The 15288-nt window shown below is 62.9% G+C and carries 16 protein-coding genes; 6 read left to right on the forward strand and 10 right to left on the reverse strand.

Going from position 1 to position 15288, the window contains the following annotated elements:
* Positions 1 to 39: 39 nt before the first annotated feature.
* Positions 40 to 1833 carry an aspartate--tRNA ligase gene (gene aspS / locus TVC13_RS02250; RefSeq protein ID WP_325788890.1) on the reverse strand — a complete coding sequence of 598 codons (1794 nt, stop codon included), beginning with the start codon at positions 1831 to 1833 and terminating at the stop codon, positions 40 to 42.
* Positions 1834 to 1961: 128 nt separating this feature from the next.
* Here aspS and TVC13_RS02255 point away from each other — a divergent pair, with 128 nt between their 5' ends.
* Positions 1962 to 3275 (forward strand): APC family permease, encoded by a 1314-nt coding sequence (locus tag TVC13_RS02255; RefSeq protein ID WP_422399622.1) that lies wholly within the window; start codon positions 1962 to 1964, stop codon positions 3273 to 3275.
* Here TVC13_RS02255 and TVC13_RS02260 read toward each other — a convergent pair.
* From TVC13_RS02260 to TVC13_RS02275, 4 genes are all read right to left on the reverse strand, one after another.
* The gene (locus tag TVC13_RS02260) at positions 3272 to 4273 is read right to left on the reverse strand and encodes an adenosine deaminase (RefSeq protein ID WP_422399623.1); all 1002 of its coding nucleotides are present in this window, start codon (positions 4271 to 4273) and stop codon (positions 3272 to 3274) included. The two genes, TVC13_RS02255 and TVC13_RS02260, sit on opposite strands and share 4 nt — an antisense overlap.
* A 115-nt stretch (positions 4274 to 4388) precedes the next feature.
* Positions 4389 to 5423, reverse strand: a complete 1035-nt coding sequence (locus TVC13_RS02265) for a nitronate monooxygenase (RefSeq protein ID WP_422399624.1) — start codon at positions 5421 to 5423, stop codon at positions 4389 to 4391.
* 28 nt (positions 5424 to 5451) lie between these two features.
* The gene (locus TVC13_RS02270; RefSeq protein ID WP_422399625.1) at positions 5452 to 5658 is read right to left on the reverse strand and encodes a helix-turn-helix transcriptional regulator; all 207 of its coding nucleotides are present in this window, start codon (positions 5656 to 5658) and stop codon (positions 5452 to 5454) included.
* On the reverse strand, positions 5658 to 6119 hold the full coding sequence (locus TVC13_RS02275) for a hypothetical protein (protein ID WP_422399626.1): 462 nt from the start codon (positions 6117 to 6119) through the stop codon (positions 5658 to 5660). Before TVC13_RS02275 ends, TVC13_RS02270 begins: the two co-directional genes overlap by 1 nt.
* 147 nt (positions 6120 to 6266) lie before the next feature.
* Here TVC13_RS02275 and TVC13_RS02280 point away from each other — a divergent pair, with 147 nt between their 5' ends.
* Positions 6267 to 6758 (forward strand): hypothetical protein, encoded by a 492-nt coding sequence (locus TVC13_RS02280; protein WP_422399627.1) that lies wholly within the window; start codon positions 6267 to 6269, stop codon positions 6756 to 6758.
* A gap of 502 nt (positions 6759 to 7260) precedes the next feature.
* Here TVC13_RS02280 and TVC13_RS02285 read toward each other — a convergent pair.
* Positions 7261 to 7836: a GNAT family N-acetyltransferase gene (locus TVC13_RS02285; RefSeq protein WP_422399628.1), complete on the reverse strand. Its 576-nt coding sequence runs from the start codon at positions 7834 to 7836 to the stop codon at positions 7261 to 7263.
* 145 nt (positions 7837 to 7981) lie between these two features.
* Here TVC13_RS02285 and TVC13_RS02290 point away from each other — a divergent pair, with 145 nt between their 5' ends.
* Positions 7982 to 8455 carry an RES domain-containing protein gene (locus TVC13_RS02290; RefSeq protein WP_422399629.1) on the forward strand — a complete coding sequence of 158 codons (474 nt, stop codon included), beginning with the start codon at positions 7982 to 7984 and terminating at the stop codon, positions 8453 to 8455.
* An 86-nt stretch (positions 8456 to 8541) separates the two neighbouring features.
* Here the strand turns inward: TVC13_RS02290 and TVC13_RS02295 are convergent, their stop codons facing one another.
* A complete protein-coding gene (locus tag TVC13_RS02295) occupies positions 8542 to 9372 on the reverse strand; it encodes a MerR family transcriptional regulator (RefSeq protein WP_422399630.1) in 831 nt (276 codons plus the stop codon).
* A 112-nt stretch (positions 9373 to 9484) separates the two neighbouring features.
* Here TVC13_RS02295 and TVC13_RS02300 point away from each other — a divergent pair, with 112 nt between their 5' ends.
* From TVC13_RS02300 to TVC13_RS02310, 3 genes are all read left to right on the forward strand, one after another.
* Positions 9485 to 10165, forward strand: coding sequence for a hypothetical protein (locus TVC13_RS02300; RefSeq protein ID WP_422399631.1), 681 nt, complete (start codon positions 9485 to 9487; stop codon positions 10163 to 10165).
* A gap of 773 nt (positions 10166 to 10938) precedes the next feature.
* Positions 10939 to 11184, forward strand: a complete 246-nt coding sequence (locus TVC13_RS02305; protein WP_422399632.1) for a hypothetical protein — start codon at positions 10939 to 10941, stop codon at positions 11182 to 11184.
* 486 nt (positions 11185 to 11670) lie between these two features.
* Positions 11671 to 12366 carry a nucleotidyltransferase domain-containing protein gene (locus TVC13_RS02310; protein WP_422399633.1) on the forward strand — a complete coding sequence of 232 codons (696 nt, stop codon included), beginning with the start codon at positions 11671 to 11673 and terminating at the stop codon, positions 12364 to 12366.
* A 62-nt stretch (positions 12367 to 12428) separates the two neighbouring features.
* On the opposite strand, the gene TVC13_RS02315 is transcribed toward TVC13_RS02310, so the two are convergent.
* The 3 genes from TVC13_RS02315 to TVC13_RS02325 all read right to left on the reverse strand — a co-directional run bounded on the left by TVC13_RS02315 (position 12429) and on the right by TVC13_RS02325 (position 15239).
* Positions 12429 to 13229: a hypothetical protein gene (locus TVC13_RS02315; RefSeq protein WP_422399634.1), complete on the reverse strand. Its 801-nt coding sequence runs from the start codon at positions 13227 to 13229 to the stop codon at positions 12429 to 12431.
* A 182-nt stretch (positions 13230 to 13411) separates the two neighbouring features.
* Entirely contained in the window at positions 13412 to 13750 is a 339-nt protein-coding gene (locus tag TVC13_RS02320; RefSeq protein WP_422399635.1) for a PadR family transcriptional regulator, read from the reverse strand.
* A gap of 346 nt (positions 13751 to 14096) precedes the next feature.
* Positions 14097 to 15239, reverse strand: a complete 1143-nt coding sequence (locus tag TVC13_RS02325; protein WP_422399636.1) for an ABC transporter substrate-binding protein — start codon at positions 15237 to 15239, stop codon at positions 14097 to 14099.
* Between the last annotated feature and the right edge of the window lie 49 nt (positions 15240 to 15288).

Raw genomic sequence — 15288 nt, forward strand, 5'->3', positions numbered from 1 at the left:
GCCGCCAACATGGCGGCCGGGTCCATTCAGCTTGATGCGCTAGGACGCGGGAGTCTCAGCCGGCTTGTCCTGCTTCTTCTCCGGCTTGAAGTCCACGCCGGCTTCCTTGCGCTGCTGGGCGCTGATCGGAGCCGGAGCGGAGGTCAGCGGGTCGTAGCCGCCGCCGGACTTCGGGAAGGCGATGACGTCGCGGATCGAGTCGGCGCCGGCCAGCAGGGCCACCACGCGGTCCCAGCCGAAGGCAATGCCGCCGTGCGGCGGGGCGCCGTACTTGAAACCTTCAAGCAGGAAGCCGAACTGCTCCTGGGCGGTCTCCTCGGAGATGCCCATGACCTTGAAGACGCGCTCCTGCACGTCACGGCGGTGGATACGGATGGAACCGCCGCCGATTTCGTTGCCGTTGCAGACGATGTCGTACGCGTAGGCCAGGGCGGAGCCGGGATCGGTGTCGAAGGTGTCCAGGAACTCCGGCTTCGGGGAGGTGAACGCGTGGTGCACTGCGGTCCACTCGCCTTCACCGGCGGCGACGTCGCCTGCTGCCACTGCCGCGGCTGCGGGTTCGAACATCGGGGCGTCGACGATCCAGACGAACGCCCAGTCCTTCGGATCGATCAGGCCGGTGCGGTGGCCGATTTCAACGCGGGCTGCGCCGAGCAGGGCACGGGCCTCGTTGGTCTGGCCCGCGGCGAAGAAGATGCAGTCGCCGGGCTTGGCGCCGACCTTCTCGGCCAGGTTTTCGCGCTCGAAGTCGGTGAGGTTCTTGGCGACCGGACCCGTGAGGGAACCGTCTTCCTGAACCAGCACGTAGGCAAGGCCCTTGGCACCGCGCTGCTTGGCCCATTCCTGCCAGGCATCGAGGGTGCGGCGGGCCTGCGAGGCGCCGCCGGGCATGACGACTGCGCCGACGTACGGTGCCTGGAAGACGCGGAACGTGGTGTCCTTGAAGAACTCCGTGAGCTCGGTCAGTTCCAGTCCGAAGCGCAGGTCCGGCTTGTCCGAACCGTAGCGGGCCATGGCATCGGCGTAGGTCATCCGGGCGATCGGAGTCTGGATCTCGACGCCGATCAGCTTCCAGAGTGCCTTTACGATCTGCTCGCCGAGGGCAATGATGTCGTCTTCTTCAACGAAGCTCGCTTCGATGTCCAGCTGGGTGAACTCCGGCTGGCGGTCGGCGCGGAAGTCTTCGTCGCGGTAGCAGCGGGCAATCTGGTAGTACTTCTCGAAGCCGCCCACCTGAAGCAGCTGCTTGAACAGCTGCGGGGACTGCGGCAGCGCGTACCAGGAACCGGGTGCCAGGCGTGCCGGGACCACAAAGTCGCGGGCGCCTTCGGGTGTGGAACGCGTCAGGGTCGGGGTTTCGATTTCAACGAAGCCCTCGTCGTGGAGCAGTTCGCGTGCCACACGGTTGGCTTCGGAGCGCAGGCGCATGGCGGCGGCGGGGGCCGGACGGCGAAGGTCCAGGTAGCGGTGCTTCAGGCGGGCTTCCTCGCCGACCTCAACGTGCTCGTCGATCTGGAACGGCAGCGGATCGGAGGTGTTGAGGATGACGACGTCGTCGGCAATGACCTCAACTTCGCCGGTGGCCAGGGCGGGGTTCTCGTTGCCTTCGGGGCGGCGCTCGACCTTGCCGGTGATCTGCAGGACGTACTCATTGCGCAGGCCGTGGAAGACGTCCTCTTCGCGGACAACAACCTGGGCAACGCCGGAGGCATCACGCAGGTCGAGGAAGGCAACGCCTCCGTGGTCCCGGCGGCGGGCAACCCAGCCGGCCAGGGTGACAGTCTGTCCAATATGCTCGGCCCTCAGGGAACCAAGGGCATGTGTGCGCAGCACAGCAGTCCTTTCAACTTCGATTGGTTGCGGAAACCACCTGTTTCCGCCCATTGTGAGTAGAGATCTTCTTTGAGTTTACCGGTGTTCCCCGCGCTTCCCGGCCAAGGGCTGACCGATTGGAGGCCCGTTTGTCCGGCAATGCCGCCACTGCACGCCCGCTGGGCGGGTTCGACGCGACCACTGCCGGCATCGGTTCAATCGTCGGCGCGGGCGTGTTTATTGTCTTCCCCGCTGCGGTAAGCGCCGACGGCGGCCCGCTCGCCATCCCGCTGCTGATTGCCGCCGTCGTTGCCTACGCCTGCTCGGTGGCGATTTACCAGATCAGTTCCGCGCTGAACGAAGGCCAGGCCAACTACGACGACGGCGGCACCCGGGCTGCGCGGGTGATCCTGGGTCCCACGGCGGCGTTCGTTACCGGCTGGATCTTCCTGTGTTCCCGGCTGGCGGCGTCGGCGGTGGCGGCATTGATGCTGGGCACCTATCTGGCACCGGACTACGCGGTGGCGGTGGCCGTTGCGGCTGTCGCACTGACCGCGGTGCTCAACCTGTTCGGAGCAACCCGCAGTGACTGGGTGTCCCGCTTCATCGTTGCCTTCGTTATTGCGGTGCTTGCGTTTGTTGCTGTGGTGGCGTTCAACTCCGACCTTCCCGTGGACAACCCCAAGCTAGCGACCCTGCCCGAGCCCGGTTTCGCCGGGATCCTTGAATCCTCGGCACTGCTCTACTTTGCCTTCATCGGCTACGGGTACCTGGCCTCGCTCGGACCGCACGTCCGCTCCCCCGCACGCAACATTCCACTGGCACTGCCGGCGGCCATCGCCGTCGTGCTGGGCCTGTACCTGGTGCTGGGCCAGTCGCTGCTGAGCTTCTTTGGCCCGGCAAGCCTCGCTGCCGAAACCGCTCCCATGGTGGTGCCGGTGGCAGACCTCAGCGGAGGGGTGGGTACCGGCGTTGTCCTGATTGCTGCAGCCGCGGCGGGCCTGGGGGCGCTCTCTGCACTGAACGCCGGCTGCGCCCGGATCGGTGCTGCCATGGCTGCAGAAGGTGAACTGCCGTCGGTCTTTGCCAGGAGGCGTGCACTGCTGCGCGGCCGGCCTGAAACCCCATGGGTCGGCGTGTCGGCCGGCGCCGTTCTCGTCATCACCCTGATGCTGGCGTTCCCGCTGACCACACTGCTGGGCGTTGCTGCCTTCACCGGGCTGCTGTACGCCGGCGGCACCGCGGTCATCGCGTTTACACTGCGAAAACGGCGCTGGTATACGCCGCGGGTGCTCAATGTGCTGGGTATCGCCGGCGCCCTGCTGCTGGCGCTGTCTCTTCCGCTGCTGGATATTTCGCTGGGGCTGATGGCGGTTGTGGCCGGTGCCGTGGTGCGGCTGACGTTCCGCCGGGGGCGGGGCGATACCGGCCGCGCGGGCCGGCCGGGAAATCCGGGTACTTAGTCGATTCCCTCCACCAGGAGCCAGGCCTCGATCTCCGCGAGCAGCTCAGCCTTGCGCTCAGCAGAAGCGAACGACGCCGTAATTGAGTTCTCGGCGAGCCGAGCAAGCTGGGCGGGATTGAGATCGAAGGTCTTGCGGAGGACGGCGAAATTGTCATCCACGTAGCCGCCGAAGTACGCCGGGTCGTCGGAGTTCACCGAAACGTTCAGGCCCTGTTCCAGCAGCAGCGGCAGCGGGTGGCTCTCCAGGGAGTCAACGGCCTGCAGCCGGACGTTGGACAGCGGGCAGATGGTCAGCGGAACCTGCTCGCGTTCCAGCCGCGCCACCAGCTCCGGGTCATCCATGCAGCGGATACCGTGGTCGATCCGGTCCACCAGCAGCAGGTCCAGGGCCTGCTCGATGTAGTGAGAGGGGCCTTCTTCCCCTGCGTGGGCCACCAGCTTCAGGCCGGCCGCGCGGGCCTGCTCGTAGAGCGGCACAAAGTCCTCCGGCGGATTCCCGAGCTCTGCGGAGTCCAGGCCGATGCCGATGATGGGCGCGTCCATGGCCAGCAGGTCGGCGAGGACCCGGGACGCTTCTTCCTGCGGACGGTCGCGTAGGAACGCCGCGATCAGCCCGGTGGAGATGCCGAACTCCGCCTCAGAGGTCTCCAGCACGGACGCCACTCCCCCGATGCAGGTTTCAAGTGCGACGCCGCGGGCCAGGTGGGCCTGGGGATCCACCATCATTTCAACGTGACGCACACCGGCGGCCGCCGCCCGGGTCAGGTAGGCCCGGGTCATGTCAGCGAAGTCGGCTTCGGCACGCAGCACGTCCATGTTGGCGTAGTAGAGGTCGAGGAAGGACTGCAGATCCGTGAACTCGTAGCGGGCACGAAGCTCGTCCAGGTCTGCGTAGGGCAGCTCGATGCCGTTGCGGGCAGCCAGTTCAAAGATCAGCTCCGGCTCCAGGGTTCCTTCAATGTGCAGGTGGAGTTCGGCGCAGGGCAGCTTGCTCAAGACGGTCCTCTCAAAAGTTTCGGGCGGCCGCGGCGTGCCGCGTCCTTGCTTCCAGCCTAGGATGCCCGAAGAGCTTCGAGCGTTCCGGAACGGCTCTGCTGCCGCGTGAGATTGGCTACTGAACGGCGTTTTCCGTCCCCGACAGCCACTCGATGATCTCTGCTGCCGGAAGCCTGGGTGCGTTACGCCAGCCAGTTCCGGCCCACAGATGGAGGGTATCGGCGTCGCCCGCTTTTCCGGCGGCCTGGCGCAGCTCCCGGGTGAGGTGATGGACGGCGGGATAGGCGGCAGGTGCATGGGCACCGTGCCGGACGGCGAATCCATTGCGCAGCGCCCGCGCCGGCCGCCCGGTGAACGCACGGGTCAGCACAGTCTCGGAGAACTTACCGCCGGTCAGTGCAGCCCGGTGGGTTGGCGAGGTTCCGGCTTCGTCGGCGAGCAGCAGCAGGGTCCCCACAGCGACGGCCTCGGCACCGGCTGCCAGGAGGGCCTGCACTGCTGCCGGGCTATCGACCCCGCCGGCGGCAATGATCGGGAGGCCGGCTGCTGCCCGCACGGCTTTGACCAGGTCCGCAGTCGACACGGGATCAATCCGGCGGTTCGGGTCGAAAGTGGCACTGTGTCCCCCGGCCTGCGACCCCTGGACCACCAGACCGTCGACGCCGGCAGCCTGCGCCTGGCGTGCTTCCGCGGGAGTGGTTACCGAGGCGAGGACTTTGGTTCCGGAAGCGTGCAGCGCGACGATGTCCGACGGCTCCGGCAGTCCAAAGGTCAGCGAAACGACGTCGACCGGATCCTGGATTAGCAGCGCAAGCTTTTGCCCCCAGGAGTCGTCATCGTTCATGGGCTGTTCGCTGAGTGTCAGCCCGTAGCGCTCCGCTTCCGGCTGCAGCTGCCGGGCATAGGCGCGGAAGGCGGCTGCGTCGACGGTTTCAGGGGCGGGAACAAAAAGGTTCACACCGAAGGGCAGCCCGGCGGCGCGCATCACGCTGATTTCTGCGGAGAGGGCTTCCGGCGTTTTGTAGCCGCCGGCCAGGAACGGAAATCCGCCGGCTTCGGCGACGGCGGCGGCCAGCGCCGTCGTCGTTGGCCCCCCGGCCATGGGCGCTGCGGCTATCGGCAGGCGGGAGGGCAGCATCGGCGCAGTCATCGGAGTACCTTTCGGGAGATACGGCAGGTCAGTCGCCGGAGGCCTGCTCAGGGGTGAACAGGTCTTCGATGCGGCAGTGGAAAACGGCGGCCAGCCGGAAAGCCAGCGGCAGTGATGGATCGTAGCGGCCTTTTTCAATGGAGATGATGGTCTGCCGGGAGACTCCCAGTTCGTCGGCCAGGTGCTGCTGGGACCAGCCGCGCTCTGAACGGCGGAGGGTCAGCGAGTTTTCCATCAGGCCGCGGTTTTCTTTTGCCACAGGTAGCGCACGCCGAAGTCCAGCATCGCGAAGGCCACGACGCCTCCGAGGACCAGACCTGCAGTCCCCTCGGTTCCCAGGAACGTGAGGGCCGTGCACCCCAGTCCCCCCACCAGGAGAATGTCCGTGAATGCTCCGCTGGCCGCTTTTTCGTACCAGACCGACTCAACGGAGTCTTCGGGCTTCTCGAGAGCACCGGTGATGGTCGAGCGGTCAACCAGCACCGCCCAGGCGAGGGCGGCGGTTACGGGCAGAGTGAAGGCTGCCATGATGCCGAAGGCGAGCAGCGGCCGGTCCCCGTTCCGCAGCACCATAAACAGCCAGCCGAGTGCGGCCGACACCAGCACTGCGATGGCGAGTGAGGCGGCCAGCAGCTCAGCGCTGCTTCCGCCAAACCGCGCACGGCCCCATTTGTTTTGAGCATTCTTCACGGTCACGAGTTCGCCTTTCTCCGGGTCATGTCAAGGTAACTGTACTGTCAAGCAACCTATACGTAAAGGGTCTTTGACTACTGTGTTGCATTCGACCGCCAACCAAGGAGCGGACGCTACAGTGCGGGTACACGGAGACTATGGGGGTCCACTTTGAAGACAGCCAGAACGACGGCGGTGCTCTCCGCAGCGGCCGCTGCCGCATTGCTTGCCGGGTGTGGGTCGGCCGTTCCGACGGATGAACCGGCGACCGGCGCGTCGGAATTCGAATCCATGGATGCTCTGTATGAGGCCGTCAACGAGTCCGCCGGCTGTGATCCGGATGCACCTGCCGGCCCCGACATGCTTGTTCCTCCCGGGGACGTCCTCGGCGAATCGAAGATGTGCACATCCACCGTTATGGTCGCCTGGTTCGGGGATGAGGAAACGGCGGAGACCGCCTTGAGAATGTTCTCCCCCGAATCGCACGGAGGCATCCAGCTCGATGTGGCGGCCGGCAGCAACTGGACGGTGGCTGACATTACCGACGTCGCCGTCGGTGCTTCACCTTCGGCAATCCAGGTCAACGTGGAGAAAGTGGCGGATGATCTCGGCGGTTATATGGTGGACGATAATTGGCCTGCAGGTCGTCTCGGCGGAGGCTAACCCAATCCCGTTTGGCCCACCAGCCCCGGCAGGGATTTTTACTATTCTCTTCGAGCTTGGTGCAAGCACTTGAATCGAGCCAAACGCCATTTGATAGCGTCGAATAGATGAAATGCATAATTTCACCACGCAAGGCAGCGGCCGTACTTATAGCGGGTTTCGTACTGACGGGGTGCGCAGGGCAAGGTGAGCCGGAAGGCGCGTCCGCCCCATCGGCTTCAACCGATCAAAGTCCAGGAACAACCCGGCCTCCCGTCGAGGGAACATACACAGGTACGCAGTCCATTGCTCTGGACACGAAGTCCGGGGAAGTCACACGGGTCTGGGTAAGCCTCACGTGCATCAGCCCCGGAACACTTTCCCTGCCGGACGGCGCGCAAACGGTCTGCAACGATGGCAGTGCGGAGACAACAAGCACTACGCCTCATGATCTGTCACCCGGGCAAGACACAATTGAGGTCACAACAAATGACCCCTCTGTCGAGTACAAGGTAAAAATTGCTTACGAGGGCAGGTAAATCTCGGAGCCGTTGTCGGGAATAGTCCCGGTGCCGGTTGTCCGGACCATGCGAATTTCCCGCAGATCATCCTCGATTTTCACCGACCCGTCCGGAACGAAGCCGTTCTTTCGGTAAAAGGCCTGTGCGCGGGGATTAGGGTCGGCGACCCAGAGCGCAGCAGGTGTGGTGGGTTCAATAACTGATGCCAGGAGCGCCGTCCCCACTCCCGAACCATGGAATGCCGCATAGACGTAGAGAACATACAACTGCGTTGGCTCGTGGGCTCCGTTAGGGGCAGGTCCTGACATTGCAATGCCAATTATTGTGTCTTCATGCGACGCGACGGCAACGGTGTTCTGCTCGTATCTTGGGTGCTTGAGGGCCGTATCCCAGAATCCTTCGCGCCAGTCCAGGAGCGCAGGATCGTCCAGCACGGCGTCGCTCATCAGCCCACGGTAGGTCTCGCGCCAGGTCTCCACATGGACTCTCGCCATGTCCCGCGCATCCGCAGATTCTGCGCGTCGGACCTCAAAGTTGATCGGCATGCCTACAAAGTACGCGCCAATGACGGGGCTCACCCACCCGCATCCCAGGGGGAGCTGTGTCCAGAGATCCGTTTAGCCCGCGGCCATGGCATGCTGGCAGTCCAAGTTGAACTTCCAGGTACTCGGGGGCCGTAAAGTGCAGGGCGATGAACCGAAAGTGAGCCGAAACGGCAATTTGATGTGCAAGGTGACCGGTTCCTTCTTTCGGGCCGTCGATCCCGCCTACCGCAGCGCCGCTCTGGAGGGTTCCAGATCTCCGGGCCGGTATTCACCGCCGGATACACCCACGCTTTACCTCAGCTCCTCGCGCGAAGGGGTCGCTGTGGCCATGATCGCCCATACGGACCATAGGGCTCCCCAGCTCGAAGTGCTGCAGTACGAAGTTGAAGCTGAGCGGATCGTCGACCTTCGTGATCATCAGGCCTTAGCAAGAATGGGCGTTGATCCCGCAGACGCTGCAGCGGACTGGCAGGGACTTGTTGCCGCCGGAGGTTCCCCCTCCTCGTGGAAGGTCCGCGAGGTGCTGGAGAGCTTTGGTGCCCGGGGACTGATTGATCCTTCACGCAAGCAGCCGCATCTCTGGCATCTGACGCTCTTCAGCTGGAACACGGATGACGCTCCCACCGTCAGGGAAGCCTCAGTCCTGCGATGACAAGCCGAGGGAAAACGCGTCTCAGTGCTCGCTATATCCTCGCCGACGTCGCCGGGTGACCGGGACCGCGTCCCGAGTGATCCTTGCTAGGAAGCAGGCAACTCGCTGGCAGCAAGTTCTCCGGTCAGTTCCATGCACCGCAGACGCGCCGGGGAGTAGTTGTAGGGCATCATTCCGACGGCGTCGATGAGGCTTATCCGCTCTCCCCCGCTGCCGGCGTCGTCCTCATTTTCTGCGCCAGCGGGATGCACAGCATCCCAGGAGTCAAAAAGCTCGTTGTCGCTCTGCGCCAGACCGGAATCGTTGATGGCGGCGTCGAGTTTCAGTTCGAAGGCATGCCGTTCAGCAGCGGCTTGCGCCACGCGGGGATCGTCGACGGCGACTGTGTCATCGAGTGCGTCCTCGGCGGCCTCGACGCGGTCGGATTCCTCCCGCAGACCCGGATGAGTGGCCAGGGCGATATAGCGGCCGGCATTAACGGCCGCACCGAGCGGACCAAAGAACCGCTCGATGACCAGCAGGTTTTCCAGGTCTGTCTGGCGAAGGGAGCCCGCCGGCAGGCCTTTTAGTCGGCCGGTGACGAACTCGGAGAGCAGAGCCATCCGGCCCTCCACTGTGCGCATGCGCTGCACGACGGCGGCGTGGCGGCCGTTATCGACGGCAGCAGGAGCAGCGTCAGCGAAGATGTCACGGATGTCGTCGACGGCGATGCCCGCGCCAACCATTTTGTGGATCCACAGCAACCGGATCATGTCCGCATTGCCGTATCGGCGATGGCCGTCGCCGCCCCGTTCGGGCTCAGGAAGCAGACCCAGCTCGCAGTAGCGATGGATGACATCCGGAGTGGTGCCGGCCAGCTGTGCCGCGTCACCGATCTCGACCTGACGCGGCGGAAGCGGGATAGAGGACGAATGCATGTGCGGAGGCCTTCCAGTGCAGGGCGGGACGTCGCGCCATCCATCAGCGGGACATTTGGGGCCTAAACTCTTTTCCATTTACAGGCACCCTCGTTTGATTCATAGTCTAGGCATGGAATGGGTTGGCATTCTCCCGGAAGACGTCCCCGACCCCCGTGCTGAATGCGTCGAGAACCTAAAGCTCATGCCTATTCCCGTGCTGGGGCTGATTCCCCAGCCGTCGCTGGAGGACACGGATTCCGTCAGCCTGAACTACGGCCTGGATGATCGTGGGTACAGCGAAATGACAGCGAGCATTACCTACACTCTCTGGCGAAACCCGGATGATCGCTCAGACCCGGTTAACCTCGCGGACCTTGACGAGGAGACCCGCAGAGGGATCGAGGAAATTCCGCCCTGGCCCCGGCCCCCTTGGCTGATCGAGCAGGTGGAGCGAATGCGCTATCCGCAGCTGTGGGAGGCCGTGCGGACCACTTGGCACCGCGAGCCGCGCTCATCGCTTGAAAGCCTCCTGGCTGACCACATCAACCACATCCTGATGAACCAGTACCGGCAGCAGCTTTGGCCCGGCGATAAACCCTGGGACCAGCACGCACCCGTGATAACCGGCCGCATGGTCAACGGCCAGGCGAGAACCGTCATCAACGGAGTCGACATGCCCGCTGCAGAGGTCGACACTGACCCGTTCGTGTACGGCATCGGAGCCCGCCTCGCCGGTGGCGGCGTCGTGACCGCAGTACTTCCACGCGCTGAACTCCATCGGATCCAGGTCCGGTTTACTACCCGTAGGTGACGGCCACACTCCTGCGTCAAGCTAGGGAGCATTCAACGGACAGTGGCCATGTTGTTTTCTTCAAGTTATCAACCTGCTGAAAAGCAAGCCTGCGGTTGCCCTGTTCATCAATGAACGAGCCAATCCACATTGTCAGGCATGCCCTGCCCCTTGGGCTGCCGGTCCGTCCTCGAGCGTCCACGGGCGAAGTTGGACAACCTTTCTCATTGCTGAATCGCGCACGCTGAGGGATCCTCATCCGGTCGTTGGAGTGGGAGGATGCCGGTGTGGAGCGGAACATGGTCTGGCAGAGTATCGACGTCGAGCGGGAAGCTCTCGCGGACCAGCTTGGGCAGGTAGACGAGGCGCAGTGGTCAACTCCTTTCGCTCTGCGCTGGCTTGACAGTACGCGAGGTGCTCGCGCATCTGACTGTCAGCGGAGCGGTGTCGGGGCCCCGTTGGTTCGCGGGCGTCGTGCGTGCCCGGTTCGTGGCCTGCGGTTGGAGGCTGTGGACACGGGCATCAGCCTCGGGGAAGGCAGCGTCGTCCGTGGTAGTACCGTCGCGCTCATCATGGCGATGACAGGCCGGAGCGCCTACTGTGCCGAGCTCGCTGGCCCCGGTGTCTCCGAACTTGAGGCCCGCTCAAGCTGACAACTACGGCTCCGTCAGGCACTGCGGCAGGGACGTTCAACCTGGGGCCCCGTACCGGGAACCGTGCCGTTTGGAGAGTTGGACCGAGGCGAATCGTTTCAAATGTTCACCTCCAAACCTGGGGAATGGATAGGGTGAGCCATGACTTCTGTGCAGCGTCGTCCGTCCCCGTTGCCCGCAGTGTTAGGCGCGATGACAGCCATGGCGCTATTTCTCATTCCAGGATGGCTGCCGGCAGAGTTCCGATCGCGTTGGGAATGGGTCATCGCTATCTGTCAGGGCATCGCCGCCATAGCCGCGGTGGTCTATGTCGCATGGTTCGTACGACGGCAGCGAGACGACTATTGGCGCGAACGTGAAAAGGACCCCGGACATCCCGAGCTGTGAGTGATAGCTTCCGTGACGGAGAGTCCGTGTCACGGATGCATATCGGTCCTGTGACTGTCCCGGACCGCACGGACTCGGTCAGGACCAGTAATGAATGTTAGCGGCGTCGAGGAGGACGCAGGATGGCACAAAATAGAACCGTTAGCGGCAAGTCACTCCTTTACTTCCTCGGCTTCTCGATCGTTATCGGAGTCGGGGTGGGTTTAACCCAGGGCTGGCAATACTCCTTACTCGGCCTTAGCGCCGGCCTGGGTCCAATAATTGGTGTCTACTTCGGCAATAAGAAGGCAGCAGAGGTGGACGCGTACCGCGCCGAGTGGCTGGCGAAGCGAAAGGCGCGCCGCGTGGGACGTTCGATCGAGGGCTCCACTGAGTAGGCGTCCCGTTCAGGGATCCTTCTGCGGGACAGTGCGTGGAGGAGACTGCACTGCAGTTTTGCCCACACCATGTCGATGAACACCTATAGCAGTAGGGCATCATGAGCTAATGGATCCAATCAAGATTGCGCGTTCTTACGTCGAGGAGATGCATGGCGGAGCGGAAGCATCAATCTTGGGTGGCAGCGTGGCCTCGGGATGTGTGACTTCCACATCGGATCTTGACGTCGCCATCCTCTATCGAGGTGGAGCGAACTACGCGGAGACCGTCCGGCATCAAGGATGGATCGTAGAAGCTTTCATTCACACCCCCAAGAGCTTGGCCTTCTGGTATGAGAAGGAACGGTCAATTCGTTGCGCTGTCCTAGGAGACATATGTGCTCGGGGACTATTGCTGACCGACCGCGGACCCGGCATTCAATGGCAGGAGGATGCGCGCCATTACATGCGGCAGGGCCCCCTGCCGTTGACTGACGCCGAACGGGACCTCCGTAGGTACGATCTCAGCTGTTCTTTGGACGACCTTCTGGGTTCCAACTCGCGCTCTGAAACGTTCGCCATTGCGTCAAATGTGTTCCGCCAATCCGCCGAACTACTGTTGCTCGGGCACCAGAAATGGCTGGGCAATGGCAAATGGATCGTTCGGCGCCTAGAACAGCTACCCACCGACGAGGCCGCGTTGGGTCTTTTGTCCTGGGCGGATTCACCGGACTATGACACTCAGAGGCTGGCCGGGATTGCTGAAGCAGTGCTGGAGCAAAATGGCGGCTACATCATGGAGGGCTTCTTGCGAGGTGCCCGTTAGGGGATCCCTGAGCGCGACAGCCCCGAATAGCAGTGCGGCTTCGGTGCGTCAGCTACCGATATTCACAGTTGGCGGGTTCCTGCCCAGCTAATCGTTGGTCTCCTCCATGAAGCCCAGGCGCTGACCAGCCCTGCCAGTGAACAGAATATGTAAAAGACCTCCGGTGAAATACCGATTCGACCCACGGTTGAGTCTCCCCCGAGGCTAATGAACATCCCGGAAAGAGGGAAGGCTGTCAGCGGCACAAGGATAAGGCATGCCCAAGGACGGATTTTCGTGCCGACCACGGCCAGTAGGACGGCCACGATCAATAATTCCGAGAACCAAAATGCCAGCCGAAAGTCATTGATGATGTAGGGACCGCCCCAAAATGTTCTCTGCGCCCCTCCACCTTGAAGGTAGCAAGTGATCGTCAACAAGACGCCGAGAAGCGGGGAACCAACCAAAACGAGACGACGCAACCCGAGTGTGCGGATGGGGTTTCCCAAAAGGGCAAGCAGGTTAGCGACGCCAAAAAAACAAAACACCATCGGATGAACAGGAACCAGGGGTTCCAGCAAAGTCACGGCAAGAAAGCCGATAAGACTGGCGCCGGCGGCTGCGGCATGGAGGACCTTGGCAGAAGTTTGACGACCACCGGCCAAAGCGAGGAACGCTAAGAGCGTGCACCCAAGCGCTGGGGCGGCAAAGGTGGTGAACAGCCCGAAGGGCTGATCGGTGAGGCCGTAACTATTCCAGCGGAACCATCTTCCAAGTTCTCCCAAGACCATCATGACCAACGCGAGCGTGGTGCCACTAATGACGCCCACGGCTGCGGTGTGGTTTCTCCGATGACGTGGCATGAGCGAAAGAACCTGATTCACGCGCGTCCCTACTCCGTGCCAGGCTAGGTCCGCGACTTCAGAAAACCTAGGCTTTGTTCTCCCGCCTGAGGCCGCGACGTCTAACATGACATCGAGCAGTTCATCGCCATGCGCTGCCCTCCATCGCGCTGGATAAGCGCGAATCGCGCGCCGGTACTGCCTTTCCAATGCAGTCATCTCATTCATGCCAAAGCCCCCGTGATCCGCGTCTGCAGGCTTTTACGGGCCAAGTCTGCCGCCGCTTCCATTCGATCTACTTCTCGTTTGAGGGCTGTTACCCCGTCGTCCGTCAGTGAGTAGTAGCGCCGCAACCGTCCTGTGACGATTTCCTCTCCGGCGTCTTGCACTAAGCCTTCTTCTTGAAGCCGGTCCAAGGTTGCATAAAGACTCCCCGGCTTTAGCGTCACTCGCCCCCCGGAGAGCTTCTTGGTTTCTGCCAGCAGGGAATACCCATGGTGACGGCTTCTGGCTAGCGCGGTCAGGATGAGGAACGTAGGTTGACGCATCTCAGTTTTGGTCATGTGAGCAATATATTCATGTGACATGAGTATTCGGCGCACCGGGGCCAGCGTGTCGCAGAGAAACCTGCGCCTGCAAGGTGCCTATCCCTGAGTGCGTAAGCCGGTCCCTCACCGCAGCACCACTCCCCCGAACCGCCCCGCGCCAGTCGCAGGACTCCGGAGTCGCATATACCCCGCCCGCATTGATTCGCGATGAGGGTAGCCCAAACGCTACAGCTTTTGACCGGTGAATATCCCGGCTGGCCCAGCCGCACTGCACCACAAAAACGCCCGGCCGGCACACCGCCGTCGCCCAGTAAAGCCAAACAGCGATGCGCCGGCCAGGCCGGCACGGGTTCAAACCGGCTCAGTTGCCTCCGGGCTGAAGCTCAACCTCAATGGGCGCAAAGTCCGCACCCTTGGTGTCTACGCCTTCTTCCTCCAGCTCGGCCAGCGCCTTCTCCACGTACTCGTTGGTCCAGGCCGTGGCCGGCGGCTCCTCACTGATGATCGTTGCACCGGTCTCGTTCTTGGTGCCCAGCGCGATCTCAACCGTCTGTTCCCACGCAGCCTCATCGATCAGGCCGACGCCGTTCGTGGACGGCCAGATCAGCTTGGACGTTTCATTGGTCATCCACAGCTGGTGGCTCTTGCCCAGCGTGGACCCGGCCCCGGTCACGATCTCCGCCGCTTCCTCAGGGTTGTCCTTCGCATACGCCCAGCCCTTGATGGCGGCCTTGATGAAGGCAACCGTGGTTTCCTGGTACTCCTCGTCATCCTCGAGGCGCTGCGTGTCCGCCCAAATGGCGTCCTGAAGCATTGCGGTTCCCTCTTCGTTCCAGTCGATGACGGTGAGGTCCTCCGGCTGGTACAGCTCACCCGTGTTCGGGTTCTCCGTCTCCAGCACCTGGGCGTATTCGTTGTAGGTCATGGCCTGCGCGGCGTCGATGTCCCCGGCCAGGAAGCCGTTCATGTCAAAGGCCTGCTGAATCAGTTCAATGTCATTGATCTCCACGCCGGCCTGCTGCATACCGGCAAACAGCTCCCATTCGTTGCCGTAGCCCCAGGAGCCAACCTTTTTGCCGGCGAGATCCTCGGGACCGTCAATGCCCGAATCCGCCATCGCGACCTGCAGGGTCGCGCTGCGTTCAAAGATCTGCGCCACGTTCGTGATGGCAGCGCCCTGCTCGATCGAACCGAGGACCTTGGGCACCCACGAAATCGCGTAGTCGGCGTCCCCTGAAGCCAGGACATCCTGCGGCACGATATCCGCTCCGCCTTCCAGGATTTCGACGTCGAGGCCCTCCTCCTCAAAGAAACCCTGGTCCAGCGCGGCGTAGTAACCGGCGAACTGGGCCTGCGCGAACCACTGAAGCTGCAGCTTCACCGGGGTGAGCTCGTCATCCCCTGCGGATCCGTCCCCGGAGTCGCCGCCGCAGCCGGCCAGCGCGAGGGCGGTGACTGCCAGCCCGGAGGCCAGGATGGTGAGTGGTTTTCTTCGTATGTTCATGTGCTTCCCCTCATACGGGCGTTCAGTGCGGACGGAGTGGTGCGGTGGA

It is taken from the genome of Arthrobacter sp. 3Tela_A, assembly GCF_049311025.1.
In the GTDB taxonomy this organism is placed as follows: Bacteria; Actinomycetota; Actinomycetes; order Actinomycetales; family Micrococcaceae; genus Arthrobacter_B.